13 protein-coding genes are annotated in these 14,785 nt (G+C 66.9%); 5 read left to right on the forward strand and 8 right to left on the reverse strand.

Features of this window, described 5'->3' with window-relative positions; genetic code table 11:
- The first annotated feature begins 13 nt into the window (after positions 1–13).
- The 3 genes from BST47_RS10330 to BST47_RS10340 are packed head-to-tail and all read left to right on the forward strand — an operon-like array spanning position 14 to position 4,460.
- Positions 14–2,974, forward strand: a complete 2,961-nt coding sequence (locus BST47_RS10330; protein ID WP_083125419.1) for a bifunctional [glutamine synthetase] adenylyltransferase/[glutamine synthetase]-adenylyl-L-tyrosine phosphorylase — start codon at positions 14–16, stop codon at positions 2,972–2,974.
- A gap of 2 nt (positions 2,975–2,976) precedes the next feature.
- The gene (locus BST47_RS10335; RefSeq protein WP_083125420.1) at positions 2,977–3,606 is read left to right on the forward strand and encodes a PaaI family thioesterase; all 630 of its coding nucleotides are present in this window, start codon (positions 2,977–2,979) and stop codon (positions 3,604–3,606) included.
- Entirely contained in the window at positions 3,603–4,460 is an 858-nt protein-coding gene (locus tag BST47_RS10340) for a TIGR03619 family F420-dependent LLM class oxidoreductase (protein WP_083125421.1), read from the forward strand. Before BST47_RS10335 ends, BST47_RS10340 begins: the two co-directional genes overlap by 4 nt.
- A gap of 1 nt (position 4,461) precedes the next feature.
- Here the strand turns inward: BST47_RS10340 and BST47_RS10345 are convergent, their stop codons facing one another.
- Entirely contained in the window at positions 4,462–5,001 is a 540-nt protein-coding gene (locus BST47_RS10345; RefSeq protein WP_083125422.1) for a DoxX family protein, read from the reverse strand.
- Positions 5,002–5,103: 102 nt separating this feature from the next.
- Entirely contained in the window at positions 5,104–6,540 is a 1,437-nt protein-coding gene (glnA, locus tag BST47_RS10350) for a type I glutamate--ammonia ligase (RefSeq protein ID WP_083125423.1), read from the reverse strand.
- 118 nt (positions 6,541–6,658) lie between these two features.
- Between glnA and BST47_RS10355 the strand changes: the two genes are divergently transcribed.
- Positions 6,659–7,141, forward strand: coding sequence for an RDD family protein (locus BST47_RS10355; RefSeq protein WP_083125424.1), 483 nt, complete (start codon positions 6,659–6,661; stop codon positions 7,139–7,141).
- Between the two features lie 4 nt (positions 7,142–7,145).
- Here BST47_RS10355 and BST47_RS10360 read toward each other — a convergent pair whose 3' ends face one another.
- From BST47_RS10360 to sucB, 6 genes are read right to left on the reverse strand one after another with little or no spacing between them, the layout of a single operon-like run.
- On the reverse strand, positions 7,146–8,993 hold the full coding sequence (locus BST47_RS10360; protein WP_083125425.1) for an amidohydrolase: 1,848 nt from the start codon (positions 8,991–8,993) through the stop codon (positions 7,146–7,148).
- A 16-nt stretch (positions 8,994–9,009) separates the two neighbouring features.
- Positions 9,010–9,762 carry a DUF4191 domain-containing protein gene (locus BST47_RS10365; protein ID WP_083125426.1) on the reverse strand — a complete coding sequence of 251 codons (753 nt, stop codon included), beginning with the start codon at positions 9,760–9,762 and terminating at the stop codon, positions 9,010–9,012.
- Between the two features lie 4 nt (positions 9,763–9,766).
- The gene (gene lipA, locus BST47_RS10370) at positions 9,767–10,768 is read right to left on the reverse strand and encodes a lipoyl synthase (protein WP_083125427.1); all 1,002 of its coding nucleotides are present in this window, start codon (positions 10,766–10,768) and stop codon (positions 9,767–9,769) included.
- A complete protein-coding gene (lipB, locus tag BST47_RS10375; protein WP_083125428.1) occupies positions 10,765–11,457 on the reverse strand; it encodes a lipoyl(octanoyl) transferase LipB in 693 nt (230 codons plus the stop codon). The genes lipA and lipB overlap by 4 nt, the downstream gene beginning before the upstream one ends.
- 17 nt (positions 11,458–11,474) lie before the next feature.
- Positions 11,475–12,383: a TIGR01777 family oxidoreductase gene (locus BST47_RS10380; RefSeq protein WP_083125429.1), complete on the reverse strand. Its 909-nt coding sequence runs from the start codon at positions 12,381–12,383 to the stop codon at positions 11,475–11,477.
- 25 nt (positions 12,384–12,408) lie between these two features.
- A complete protein-coding gene (sucB, locus tag BST47_RS10385) occupies positions 12,409–14,250 on the reverse strand; it encodes a 2-oxoglutarate dehydrogenase, E2 component, dihydrolipoamide succinyltransferase (protein WP_083125430.1) in 1,842 nt (613 codons plus the stop codon).
- 148 nt (positions 14,251–14,398) lie between these two features.
- Between sucB and BST47_RS10390 the strand changes: the two genes are divergently transcribed.
- Complete coding sequence (locus BST47_RS10390) at positions 14,399–14,752, forward strand: oxidoreductase (RefSeq protein ID WP_083125431.1); 354 nt, start codon at positions 14,399–14,401, stop codon at positions 14,750–14,752.
- Positions 14,753–14,785: the final 33 nt, after the last annotated feature.

Genomic DNA, 14,785 nt, shown 5'->3' on the forward strand with positions numbered 1-14,785 from the left:
CTAACGTCGAGCCGTGGCCAAACCTGCGACGCAGCGACCGAAGCTGCCCAGCGTGGGACGCCTTGGGCTGGTCGAACCCTCCGCGCCCGCCGACCTCGATCGGTTGGGTTGGAACACCGATGCCCACGTCGAGTTGTTGTGGTCGTTGTCGCGCGCACCGGACGCCGACACCGCGCTGGCCGCGATGGTCCGTTTGGTCGACGCGTTGGGCGACGGCTGGAGCGAACTCAATCATCAACTGCTGACCGACCGCGGTCTGCGCGGCCGGCTGTTCAGCGTGCTCGGGTCGTCGCTGGCGCTCGGCGACCACCTTGTCGCCCACCCCGAGAGCTGGAAGCTGTTGGCCGGACGGGTGACGTTGCCGTCGGCCGAGGAGTTGCGCACAACCTTCCGCGATCTTGCCGAAAAGGCAACGGATGCAAGGGATGCGCTGCAACCGCTGCAAAGCCTGTATCGCGACGGGCTGCTGGTGCTTTCGGGTCTGGACCTGGCTTCGACCGTGGAAAACGAAGCCGTCCTGCCGTTCACGACGGTCGGTGAGCATCTGTCCGACCTTGCCGATGCGGCGCTCGACGCAGCGTTGACCGTTGCGCACAAGTCGGTGGGCGGCGAGATGCCACGGTTGGCCGTCATCGCGATGGGCAAGTGCGGTGCGCGGGAGCTGAACTACGTAAGCGACGTCGACGTGATCTTCGTGGCCGAGGGCTCGGCGGACCAGCTCGCGATCGCGACCCGGGTGGCCGGCGAGATGATGCGCTTCGCAGGTGACGCGTTCTTCGAAGTGGACGCCGCGCTGCGTCCCGAGGGCAAACGCGGCCAGTTGGTCCGCACGCTCGACTCGCACGTCGCTTACTACCAGCGCTGGGCCAAGACGTGGGAGTTCCAGGCGTTGATGAAAGCGCGACCCGCCGTCGGTGACGCCGAGCTCGGCAAGCAGTACATCGACGCGTTGATGCCGATGGTATGGACGGCATGCGAGCGGGAGGACTTCGTTCCCGAGGTGCAGGCGATGCGTCGTCGCGTCATCGACAACGTGCCCGCGGGCATGCGCGCCCGCGAGATCAAACTCGGACCCGGCGGGCTGCGTGATGTCGAGTTCGCGGTCCAGCTGCTGCAGCTGGTGCACGGCCGCCACGACGAATCGCTGCACGTGGCGTCGACGGTCAACGCGCTGGCCGCGCTCGGCAACGGCGGCTACATCGGCCGCGACGACACCGCGAACCTGACCGCGTCATACGAGTTCCTGCGGCTGCTCGAACACCGGTTGCAGCTGCAACGGCTCAAGCGCACGCACATCCTCCCCGAGGATGACGACGACGAGGCGCTGCGCTGGCTGGCGAGGGCCGCACACATCCGCCCCGACGGCACCCACGATGCTCTCGGCGTGCTGCGCGAAGAGCTGAAGCGGCAGAGCATGCGGGTATCGCGGCTGCACGCCAAGCTCTTCTATCAGCCGCTGCTGGAATCGGTTGGCGCCTTCGGGATTCCGGAGGGACTCAGTGCCGACGCCGCCGAGCGTCAGCTGGCCGCGCTCGGCTACGAGGGGCCGCAGAGCGCGCTGACCCATCTGAGGGCGCTGACGGGCGAGGGCGGCCGCCGCGGACAGGTACAGCGGGTGTTGCTGCCGACCCTGCTGGACTGGCTCTCGGATACGCCCGACCCCGACGTCGGTCTGCTGTCGTACCGGCGGATCAGCGAGTCGCTGTCCGACGAGCGGTGGTACCTGTCGACACTTCGCGACGAGGGCGCGGTGGCCAAGCGGCTGATGCAAGTGCTGGGCACCTCGGCGTATGTGCCCGAACTGCTGATGAGGGCCCCTGAGGTCATCCAGCTCTATGCTGACGGGCCCAGCGGACCGAAGCTGTGCGAAGTCGAGCCAGAAGGGGTGGCCCGAGCGCTTGTCGCCTCGGCGGGGCGTCATGCCGACCCGGTGCGGGCGATCGCCGCGGCGCGCACCCTGCGCAGGCGCGAACTGGCCCGCATCGCGTCGGCCGACCTGCTGGGCATGCTCGAGGTGACCGACGTGTGCCAGGCGCTGACGTCGGTGTGGGTGGCCGTACTGCAGGCCGCGCTGGAGGCGGTGATCCGGGACAACACAGGTGAAGACGGCGCGCCCGCGCGTATCGCCGTGATCGGGATGGGCCGCCTCGGTGGCGCCGAATTGGGCTACGGGTCGGACGCCGACGTGATGTTCGTGTGTGAACCGAACGCGGGCTTCGAGGACTCGGTCGCGGTCAAGTGGGCGGGGTCGGTGGCGGAGAAGGTGCGCACGCTGCTCGGCACGCCGTCCGCGGATCCGCCGTTGGAGGTCGACGCCAACCTTCGACCCGAGGGCCGCAGCGGTCCGTTGGTGAGAACGCTTGCCTCCTATGAGGCCTACTACGAGAAGTACGTTCAGACGTGGGAGGTGCAGGCGCTGCTGCGCGCGCACCGGGTGGCCGGTGATCCCGATCTGGGGGAGCGCTTCCTGTTGATGATCGACAAGACGCGGTATCCCGCGGGCGGTGTCTCGCAGCAGGCGGTCCAGGAGATCCGGCGCATCAAGGCGCGCGTCGATGCCGAACGGCTGCCGCGCGGCGCCGACCCGAATACGCACACCAAGCTCGGCCGCGGCGGACTCGCCGACATCGAGTGGACAGTGCAGCTGATCCAACTGCGGCATGCCCACAAAGTTCCTGCGTTGCACAACTCTTCGACGCTCGAGGCACTCAACGCGATCGGCGCGGCCGAGCTGATCGCCGAGGGCGATGTCGAACTGCTTCGGCAGGCCTGGCTGACCGCGACGCGGGCGCGCAATGCGCTGGTGCTGGTGCGCGGGAAGGCGACTGATCAGCTTCCGGGGCCGGGACGTCAGCTCAATGCGGTGGCGCTGGCCGCCGGCTGGGAGAGTGACGATGGCGGCGAGTTCCTCGACAACTACCTACGAGTTACGCGTAGGGCAAAAGCGGTGGTACGAAAGGTGTTCGGCGAGTGAGCATGGACTTCGGGTTCGACCTGATCAGCGATGCGGAGTACGAGCGCCAACGCGCGCTGTACGGTCCGCTGACTGAATCGCTGCGCAGGCTCATCGACGCCGGTCTGCACACCGAGGTCGACGAGGACACCGTGCGCGACGCTCAGCACAAGATCGACGCGTTGACCGCGCTGCTCGAAAGCAAGCAGCGCGCCGTCACGTCGACGCTGCGGCACGAGGCCACCGGGCGGCCGCTGGCGTGGGCCAATCCCGCTGTGGGACTGCGGAATGCGATCGCGCCACCTATGATCATCCACCACGAGGACGATGGACAGTGTTGGAGCGAATTCACCCTCAGCGGCGCCTACGAGGGGCCACCGGGATGGGTGCACGGCGGCATCTGCGCCCTGGTGCTCGACCACCTGCTCGGCGAGGCGGCCAGCGAGGGGCTGACCCAACCGAAGTTCACCGGCACGATCTCACTGCGCTATTTGCGTGGCACGCCGCTGGGGCCGCTGCGCGCGGAGGCTTTTGTAGAGCGGTCCGAGGGTGTGAAGACTTTCGCCCGAGGCTATTTGAAGGATGCCGACGGCCCGACGGTCGAGGCGGAAGGCGTGTTCATTCGCCCGGCGTGGGCGCGTGACGCCGGATGAAGATCTATGTGAGCGCTGCCTTCCTCGATACCAGCGAAGTCGTCGAGATCGCCAAGGCCGCCGATGATCTCGGCTACGACGGCCTGGGCATCCCGGACCACGTCATCAACCTCGAGACGCTGAAGACGCCGTATCCGTATACCAAGGACGGCAAGCGGCGGTGGGAAGCCTTCACCGACTGGCCGGACCCCTGGGTGCTGATCGGCGCCCTCGCCATGGTGACGACGCGGCTGCGGTTCGTCACGACGGTCTATTTGCCCGCGATGCGTGACCCGTACTCGGCGGCGAAATCGATTGGCACGTCGGCGTTGTTGGCCGGCGGGCGGTTGGAACTCGGTATCGGGGTCGGCTGGTGCGAGGAAGAGTTCACCTTGATGGGGCAGCAATTCGCCCGTCGCGGAAAGCGCACGGACGAGATGCTTGCGCTGATGAAGGAGCTCTGGAAGCCGGGCTGGACCGAGTTCGACGGCGAGTTCTACCAGACACCGCGGCTGGAGATGGAGCCGACGCCACCGCCCATTCCGATCTACGTCGGTGGGCTTTCCGACATCGCCTTGCGTCGCGCCGCGAAACACGACGGCTGGATTGGCGACCTGATCAGCACCGACCAGGCGCTGATACGAGTGGAAAAGTTGCGCGAAATGCGGGCGGCGCAGGGCTTGTCGATGGACGACTTCGTCGTTATCACGCCGCTGACCGACGCGTTCACCCCCGAGCACTACGCCCGCGCGACCGCGGGCGGCATCGATGGCATCATCACCATGCCGTGGATGTTCTACTCGGGACCGCTGGCCACCCTCGACGAGAAGATCGACGGCATGCGCAAGTTCCGCAAGGACATGGCGCTGGACTGAGCTACCGGCGGCGGAAGCGGCTGAGCAGTCCGCCGCGGCGGACGGGCTGACCTGTCGCGTGGCCTGCCGGTGCCGCGGTGCCGGTGACCACACGGCCGGGTGCGACGCCGCCGGCGCGGGTGCGCCGTCGGCTATCGACAGCCCAGACACCGGCACCCGTCGTGGCGAGCAGTAGGAAGCCGAAGCAGTACGCGACGGCGAGTTCGCCGCCGTTGGCGATCGGCCAGAACGGCTGGGTTGCATCGCCCTTGAGGATGGGCCAGTGCGCGTAAAAGTACGCGAACGCCATCTCGCCGGAGGCGATGAACGCCGCGATCCGGGTGAACAGCCCAAGCGTGATCAGGATGCCCAAGACCAGTTCGAGGAGCCCGGCCCACCAGTACGGGAAGGAGCCCGTTTCGATCGGCGCAGGCGACGCGATCGGCCAGTCGAACAGCTTCTGCGTGCCGTGCATCGTGAACATCAGGCCTAAGACGATGCGGAAGAGGCTCAAGACGGGCGAGTGGTAGCCGGCGAGACGGGCGTCCAAATTGGTCGTCATGCCCATCGACCCTACGCGTAGACGGGCAGAATTTTCACAGTCGGATCACGAAGGGCCGGATGGCGCGAACGCCACCCGGCCCCTCGGTCAGAGCTCCACTACTTACACGTCGTAGTACAGGGCGATCTCGTAGGGGTGAGGACGGATCTGCACGGGCATGATCTCGTTCTCCCGCTTGTAGGAGATCCAGGTCTCGATTAGGTCCTCGGTGAAAACGCCACCCTCGGTGAGGTATTCGTGATCCTCTTCGAGCTTGTCGATCACCGCGGACAGCGACGTCGGAGCCTGCGGGATGCTGGCGGCCTCGTCCGGCGGCAACTCGTAGAGGTCCTTGTCGACCGGCGCCTGCGGCTCGATCTTCTTTTTGATGCCGTCCAGGCCGGCCATCATCATCGCCGCGAACGCCAGGTACGGGTTGCCCGAACTGTCCGGGCAACGGAATTCGAGGCGCTTGGCCTTCGGGTTGTTGCCGGTGATCGGGATACGCACACACGCCGAGCGGTTGCGCTGGCTGTACACCAGGTTGATCGGCGCCTCATAGCCCGGCACCAGGCGCTTGTAGGAGTTCACCGTCGGGTTGGTGAATGCCAGCAGCGACGGTGCGTGGTGCAGGATGCCGCCGATGTAATGGCGTGCGGTGTCCGACAGGCCCGCGTAACCCGACTCGTCGTGGAACAACGGCTGGCCGTCCTTCCACAGCGACTGATGGGCGTGCATGCCGGAGCCGTTGTCGCCGAACAGCGGCTTGGGCATGAACGTGACGGTCTTGCCCGCCTGCCATGCGGTGTTCTTGATGATGTACTTGAACAGCAGCAGATCGTCGGCCGCGTGCAGCAGCGTATTGAACTTGTAGTTGATCTCGGCCTGTCCGGCGGTGCCCACCTCGTGGTGGCCGCGCTCCAGGATGAAGCCGGCGTTCTGGAGGTTGGTGCACATCTGGTCGCGCAGGTCGACGTAGTGGTCGTACGGGGCAACGGGGAAGTACCCGCCCTTAGGGCGCACCTTGTAGCCACGGTTGGGGGATCCGTCGGCCTCGAACGGCTCGCCCGAGTTCCACCACCCGGACTCGGAGTCGATCTCGTAGAAGGTGCCGTTCATCTTGGAGTCGAAGCTCACCGAGTCGAAGATGTAGAACTCGGCCTCGGCGCCGAAGAAGCAGGTATCGGCGATGCCGGTGCTGGCGAGGTAGTTCTCCGCCTTCCGGGCCACGTTGCGTGGGTCGCGCGAGTAGGCCTCGCGGGTGAACGGGTCGTGCACGAAGAAGTTGAGGTTCACCGTCTTGGCCGCGCGGAACGGATCGATGCGCGCGGTCTCGGGGTCGGGCAACAGCATCATGTCGGACTCGTGGATCGACTGGAAGCCGCGCACCGACGAACCGTCGAAGGCCAAACCGTCCTCGAAAACGCTCTCGTCGAACGCGGACGCTGGGATCGAGAAGTGCTGGACCACGCCGGGCAGATCGCAGAACCGGATGTCGACGTATTCGACTTCCTCATCCTTGATCAGCTTGATGACGTCGTCAGCCGTCTTATCTGCCACTGAGAACTCTCCTTATATCTGGTAACCCGCGCGTAGACGCTATGGACACGATGTTGCACCGTCATCAACCTCATGTTGCGCCGAAGTTACGCAATGCCGCAGCGCATATCCTGACAGTATGTCCCGTCCCCTGGGGTCCTGGCTGTCGGGTTCGGACCCGAGCGGCGAATCAGGAGCCAACGAATACCCCGGCCAGCGTCTCGGCCTGCCCCCGTCCGGTGCCGGATCGATCGCCGGGTTCGGCAGGCGCATCGCCGCGTTGCTGATCGATTGGTTCATCGCGTACGGGCTGGTCGGGCTGCTCGTCGCCGTCGGTCTGATGAACCAGCAGACCTTCCTCTACACCCCGCTGGGATCGACCTCCATCGCCGTGGTCTGGGTCGTGCTCGGCATCATCTCCGTGCGCCTGTTCGGCTTCACTCCGGGACAGCTGGCACTCGGCGTGCGGGTGGCCTCCATCGACAATCGGATTCACGTCGGTCTCGGCCGGGCGACCGTACGCGGGATACTGGTGTTCTTCGTCATCCCGGCGCTGTTCACCGACAGCGATCTGCGCGGCTACCAGGACCGCTTCACGGGCACGGCGGTCGTCAAACGCTGATGCCTCAGACCTGGTGGCGGACCTGGCCGTTCATCACGGTCATCGTGACCCGGGCCCGGTGAATGTCGTGCGGATCGACCTCGAGGATGTTCGTGTCGAGAACGATCATGTCGGCGAGCTTGCCGACCTCGAGCGAGCCCACCTTGTCGTCCAACCGGATCTGGTAGGCGGCACCCAGCGTGTTGGCGTGCACCGCCTCCTCGACTGACAGCCTCTGGTCGGCAGGTGGCAGCACCTCGGCGTCGGGTTCACCGATCAATTGGCGTGTCACACCGAGCTGTATTGAATCCAGCGGTTTGTAGGTCGAGAAGTACCCCGCCGCCGGCCAGTCGGTGCCGAACGAGATGCGGCCGCCGGACTCCAACACGTCCCGCGGGCGGTACATCAGATCCTGGCGGGGCTTGCCGTACCGGGCCGCCATGTTCACCACCGTGTCGGGGTCAGCGGACATCCAGTTCGCGGAGAACTGGGCGACGACCCCGAGCTTGCCGAACCGCTGGTTGTCGGGGTCCTGGACATAGACCAGGTGCGCGACAGTGTGTCGGCGGTCCCGGGGCGGGTTCGCCGCGATGACCCGCTCGATGGAGTCCAGCGCGACCCTCGCGGTCCGTTCACCACACGCATGGACGTGCACGTCGAATCCGGCGGCGTCGACTCCGCCGATTAGTTGGTGCCACTGGTCATCGGTGAACGGCGACGCGCCGGCGGAGTCGGGTTTGTCCGCGTACGGCTCGATCAGCCACGCCGTGTATCCGCCCTGGGTCCCGTCACCGATGATCTTGACGGCGTCGACCTGGACCAGCTCGGTCGAGATCCGGTCGCGGATGTCGGTCAGCTTGGCGGCCGCGTCGACGACCGGCGGCGATTTGACGCTGTAGGACGCGACGACGCGGAACGGTAACGCGCCCCTGGACTCGGTGTCGGCATAGAGCTCGATCAACGCGCCCTGGTCGTCACCGATGGGTGGCACACCCGCGTCGAACACCGACGTGATGCCCGCCGCCGAGGCCTTCGGCAGCCACGCCTCCATCAGCTTTCCCATGGTCTCGGGGGAGATCGGCTCGATCGCGTTGACCAGACCGAGCACGGCATTGACTTCAAGGACGTAGCCGGTCGGTTCGCCGTTCTCGTCGCGGACGTAGTAGCTGAATCCGGGAATGGGGTCCTCGGATTCGCGGGTGATGCCCGCCGTCTCCAGAGCCTTGCTGTTGGCCCACAGGCTGTGCCCGTCGATGGCGAAGAAGAAGCCGGGTCGGTCCGGCAGAACCTTGTCGAGGTCGGCGCGGGTCGGCCCGTCGGGGCCGAACATGTCGACGCGCCAACCGAATCCACGCACCGGGCCCTCTGGGTTGGTCTTGGCGTACTGGGCGATCGCGGCCAATGCGTCGGCGCCCGTCGGCACCTGCAGGTCTACGCCGGTGGTCAGGAACGCGCCGAGGAATGGGTGGATGTGGCCCTCGACGAAACCAGGCATCAGCAGTCGGCCCGCCAGATCGATGACCTTCGTGTCGGGTCCGGTGAGCGCCATCGCGCCCGCCTCGTCTCCGACGTAGCTGATCGCGTTGCCGGTGACGGCGACGGCTTCGGCCCACGGCGCCGCCGTCGACACGGTGTAGATCGGGCCGTTGCGGAACACGAAGTCGGCACGATTCGGTGCGCCGCCGACGGACGTCCGCGGTGCCTCGGGGCCGGGCTGGACCGTACACGCGCTGGCCGCCGTCACCGCGACAGTGACGCCGGCGGCGGTCAGCAGTGTGCGGCGCGTGAGAGGCGGGCGATCACTCCGGCTTGATGTCGCCGGCTCGCGACCGAATGCGGCGAAGTGCGGTGCCCAATCGCACGCAGTGCACACCTGGTTCCCCCCGGTATCACTTCCTTCGGACAGTGCGTTGCACGCCGCGCATCTTGGCCTGTGCCGGCAGCGGGCCCTTCGGCATCGCGGCTGGTCCGATCTTGCTGCCGAGCGCCGCCAGCCGCGACTCCAGTGAGTCCATCTGCTTGACGGTGATGTTCGCGGGCAGCTTGTTGAGGTGGCGTTCGAGCTTGGCGAGCGGAACCTCGTCCTCGCCGTTGCCGATCACGATGTCGTAGATAGGGACGTCGCCCACCAGTCGCGCGGTGCGTTTCTTCTCTTGAGCCAGCAGCGGCTTGACCCGCGACGCCGAACCTTCACCCACGAAGATCACGCCGGGACGCCCGATCACCCGGTGCACCGCGTCGAAATGACCGGTGGCCGCGACGCCTGGAGTAACCCGCCACTTGCCGCGCAAATTGTCCAGCGCCCACGCCGCCGCACCAGTCTGCCCTTCGGCCTTGCGGTACACCGACTTCTGCGCCCGGCGGCCGAAGATGATGAACGCGACGAGTGCTCCAAGCACCACGCCCAGCGGGATCATCAGGTACGTGGTGAACCCGCCGGCGAAGATCCCGAGGGCCACCGAGGCCGCCACGATCAGCACGAACGCGCCGATCATGTAGGGCAGGAGCCGCTTGTCCTCTTTGCGCTGAATCTGGAAGGCCTGCCACAGCTGGCTGCGGCGCTGCTTCGAGGCCGCCTTGCGAGCCGCCTTGGCCTCGGCCTTGGCCGCCTTGTTCGCGGCGGTATTGCGGGGTTTTGCCATTTGTTCAGGATACGGAGTGCGATGCCGCCGACGTCGCGGCTCCGGTGGAGTCCGCGGGCCGAGCCGCGACGGCCTGCGCATACAGGCGTCCCGCGCGGTACGACGACCGCACCAGCGGGCCGGCGAGCACACCGGCGAAGCCGAGCTCGGTGGCGAAGCGTTCGTGTTCGACGAACTCCTCGGGCTTGACCCAGCGCTCGACGGGGTGATGCCGCACCGACGGTCGCAGGTACTGCGTGATGGTGACGAGGTCGCAACCCGCCTCGTGCAGATCGGTCAATGCCGCGCGCACCTCGTCCGGCGTCTCGCCCATGCCGAGTATCAGGTTGGACTTGGTGACCAGACCCGCGGCGCGCGCCGCGGTCAGCACCGAAAGGCTGCGTTCGTAGCGGAAGCCCGGACGGATCCGTTTGAAGATACGGGGTACCGTTTCGACGTTGTGCGCCAACACTTCTGGCCGCGCCTCGAACACCTGGGCCAGCAGTTGCGGATCGGCGTTGAAGTCGGGGATCAGCAACTCTACGCCGGTGGTCGGGTTCAGCTGTTTGATGGCGCGGACGGTCTCGGCGTACAGCCAGGCACCGCCGTCGGGAAGGTCGTCGCGGGCCACCCCGGTGACCGTCGAATAACGCAGTCCCATCGCCTGCACACTTTCGGCGACGCGGCGCGGCTCGTCACGGTCGAGTTCGGCGGGTTTGCCGGTGTCGATCTGGCAGAAGTCGCAGCGCCGGGTGCACTGCTCGCCGCCGATGAGGAACGTGGCCTCCCGGTCCTCCCAGCATTCGAAGATGTTGGGGCAGCCCGCCTCCTCGCAGACCGTGTGTAAGCCCTCGCGACGGACCAGCGCCTTGAGGTCCTTGTACTCCGGGCCCATCTTGGCCCGGGTCTTGATCCACGGCGGCTTACGCTCGATGGGCGTCTCGGCATTGCGCACCTCGAGACGCAGCAGCTTTCGGCCCTCCGGAGCCGCATGACCGGCGGCGTTGGACCCAGGAGCGATTGTCACTGCGTCAATGCTACCGACAGGCGGCCGTCGAGGGCGGCACCGACGGCCGCGGCCACCGGGTCGATGACATCGGCGACCCGGATCTGCCGGCCCAACTCGGCGGTCAACGAGGTGACCCCGGCATCGGAGATGCCACACGGCACGATCGCCGAGAACGCGGACAGGTCGCAATCGCAGTTCAGCGCGAACCCGTGCAGTGTCGTCGATCGCGACACCCGGATACCGACGGCGGCCACCTTGCGGGCCGGAGCGGCAGCCGATCTCGAGGACGACCCACGCACCCACACCCCGGAGCGGCCCTCGATCCTGCACGTCTCCAAGCCGAGGTCGGCGCACACCGTGATGAGCGACTCCTCAAGGCGCCGAACAAAATTCACCACGTCCAACGGCTCGGCCAGACCGATCACCGGATAGCCCACCAACTGTCCGGGACCGTGCCAGGTGATCTTGCCGCCGCGGTCGGTATCGATGACCGGAACGTCGGGCGTGCCGGGCCTCTCACTGGGCAGGGTGCGCTTGCCCGCCGTGTAGACCGACGGGTGTTCGAGCAGGAGCAGTGTGTCGGGGCCGCCTGCGACGCGCGCGTCGGCCAGCTCGCGCTGCAGCTGCCAGGCCTGCCGATAGTCGACGGTGCCAAGTCGTTGCACGTCGATGGGTGTCGTCACCGACCGAATGGACACTGGCGCCATGTCTTTGACGGTACGCGCTAGCCGGCCTTCGGCGCGGTGGCGAACGCCAGCGCCTCGCCGATCGTGTTGTGGTGGAACTCGAATCCGGCGCGCTCCAGGGCGGCCGGAATGGCGCGCTGGCCTCCGAGCAGGCCTTCGTCGGCGAATTCACCGAACGCGGCCCGCAACGCGAATCCGGGCACCATCAGCGGTGTGGGGCGATTCACCGCGCGTCCAAGGGCGGTGGTGAACTCGGCGTTGGTAACCGGCGCGGGTCCGGTCAAATTCACCGGACCCGACAACTCGTCCTTGGTGATCGCGAACAGTATCGCGCGCACCTCGTCCTCCAGGCTGATCCACGGCATGTATTGGCGTCCGTCGCCGAGCCGGGCACCCAGGCCAAGCGAGAACAGCAGTTTGAGGCGCCCGAGCACCCCGCCGGCGTCCGTCAGCACCAGTCCACTGCGCAGCAGAACCACCCTGGCGCCGTTACGCTCGGCAGCCGCCACCGCGGCTTCCCAGTCCTGGCTCAATTGGGCCAGGAAGCCGTCGCCGGGGGGCGCGGTTTCGTCGACGGTGCGGCTGCCGGTGTTGCCGTAGTAACCGACCGCGCTGGCGTTGACGAGCACCGGCACACCGGCTTCGGCGACCCCGGCGGACAACACCTCGGTCGGCCCGATACGGCTGTCGCGCAGGGCCTGCTTGAACGCCCCCGACCATCGTTTGTCGCCGACGTTGACACCGCACAGGTTCACCACGGCGTCGACCCCGGCCAACGCGCCCGGGTCGAATTCGCCGGTGTCGGGGTTCCAAAACACCTCGTCGGGGTTGGACGGTGCGCGGCGCACGATCCGCAGCACCCGGCGATCGGTGGCCCGCAGGGCGTACACCAAAGCAGAACCGATGAGGCCGGACGATCCGGCGATCGCAATGACGGCGTCGGACACGACGGACGGCAGTCCTTCCCGGTCTTTAGAGACCCAGATCGGCCTCGAACGCGCCGTCCTCGAGACGCCGCTTGATGGTGGTCACGAAACGTCCGGCGTCTGCGCCGTCGATCAGCCGGTGGTCATACGTCAACGGCAGGTAGCAGATGGACCGCACACCGATCGACTCGTTCCCCGAGTCGTCGACGATCACCCGCGGCCGCTTCACGATCGCACCGGTGCCCAGCATCGCCGCCTGCGGCGGAACGAGGATCGGCGTGTCGAACAGCGCGCCCTGGCTGCCGATGTTGGTGATGGTGAACGTACCGCCGGACAGTTCGTCTGGCTTGAGGTTGCCCGAACGCGCGCGATCCGCGATATCGGCGATCGCGCGCGCCAGCCCGGCGAGCGACAGGTCCCCGGCGTTCTTGACCACCGGCGAAAGCAAGCCCTGCTCGGTGTCCACCGCGAAGCCAAGGTGCTCGGCGTCGTAGTAGGTGATCTCCTTGGACTCTTCGTTGTAGCTCGCGTTGACGTTGGGATGCGTCTTCAGCGCATCGATCACCGCGCGTGCGATGAACGGCAGGTACGTGAGGTTGACGCCTTCGCGCTCGGCGAAGTCCTTCTTCGCCCTGGCCCGCAGCGCGACCACCTTGGTCATGTCGACCTCGTGGGTCTGCGTCAACTGCGCTGTGGCCTGCAGGGATTCACGCGTCTTCTTCGCGGTGATCTGCCGGATCCGGTTGGCTTTCTGCGTGGTGCCGCGCAGATGCGCCAGCGCGGGTGCCGGAGTGGCCGGCTGCTGCGGTGCGGCGGCGCGGGTCGCAGGCGCCTGCGCGGCCGGCTCGGCCGCCGGTGCCTTCTTGGCTTCGGCGGCGGCGAGGACATCCTGCTTACGGATGCGTCCGCCGACGCCGGTTCCCTTCACCGAGGCCAGGTCGACGTCGTTCTCGGCGGCCAGCTTTCGGACCAGTGGCGTCACATACGGCGAGCCGTCACCCGACGGCGCCTCGGAGTCGGGTTTCGCCTCCTGCTTGGGCTCCGCTTTGGGTTCCGGCTTGGGCTCGGGCTCGGCCTTTTGCTTGGGTTCCGGCTTGGGCTCGGACTTGGCCTCTTGCTTGGGTTCCGGCTTGGCTTCTTCTTTGGGTTCGGGTTCCTTCTCGGGCTCGGGCTCGGGCTCGGGCTCCGGCTCTGGCTCTCGCTCCGGTTCGGACTCGGCTGCAGCGTCCGCGTCGCCGATCTTGGCCAGCTCGCCGCCGACCTCGACGGTGTCGTCCTCTTCGGCGGTGATCGATACCAGCGTGCCGGCCACCGGCGACGGGATCTCGGTGTCGACCTTGTCGGTGGACACCTCGACAAGCGGCTCGTCGACCTCGACTGTGTCGCCGACCTTCTTCAGCCACCGGGTCACGGTGCCCTCGGTCACCGACTCACCGAGTTCGGGCATCTTCACCGACGTGGCCGAGCCCGATGACTTGGCGGCCGGCTTGGACTCGGGCTTGGATTCCGGCTCGGGCGCTTCTTCTTCTTCCTGCTCCTCGGCGGCGGGCTCCTCCTGCGCGGCAGGTTCTTCGGCCGGCTTGGGCTCTTCCTCGGCAGGCTTCTCGTCGGGCTCGGAGTCGGATCCGGAGTCATCGCCGCCTGATTCGCCCGCCTCGCCGATGACGGCCAGCTCGCCGCCGACCTCGACGGTGTCGTCCTCCTGGGCCACGATCTTCTGCAGCACTCCGGCCGCGGGCGAGGGAATCTCGGTGTCGACCTTGTCGGTGGACACTTCCAACAGCGGCTCGTCCTGTTCGACCGTGTCTCCCTCTTGCTTGAGCCAGCGGGTGACAGTCCCCTCGGTGACGCTCTCACCGAGTGCGGGCATCTGAACGGAGATGGCCATGCGTTTGGGCTCCCTCGAACGGTCTGTCGCAGGTGGTCGATCTATCTGTTCCCATCCTGTCACGTCCGTACCAAGCTTTCGCCGCAGACTCGGTGAGCCGATGCTCTGGCACTATCGAAGGAGGTAGACGAAGGGAGCGCGGCCCGAGGTGGGTTTGTTCGACAGGTTCTCGCGCGGTGCGCGCAGGTCAAAGAGCGGCGGGGACGACCCGGCCGCGGATCTGAAGTACCTCCGCCAGTGGGTTGCCGACCACCACGGTGTCGAAGCATTCGTCGAGCCGAGAACCACCGTCACCGACGTCACGGTCGTGCTGGTGGCTGCCGACGGTGAGTGGACGAGGCGACGTGCGGGGGGAGACGCCGGAGCGCGCAGGCTCTCCGACCGGCTCAAGATCCCGGTCTACGACGTGCAGAAGGTCGGATACCCACAACGGATGCGCGACTACGACGCTCGGCGACGGATCGAACGCAAACGTGCCGCCCGCGAGGAGCTGGAAGGCTGATACGGTACCAGCGGTCCCACTAACTCGCGGAGG

It is taken from the genome of Mycolicibacterium tusciae (assembly GCF_002086795.1).
In the GTDB taxonomy this organism is placed as follows: Bacteria; Actinomycetota; Actinomycetes; order Mycobacteriales; family Mycobacteriaceae; genus Mycobacterium; species Mycobacterium tusciae.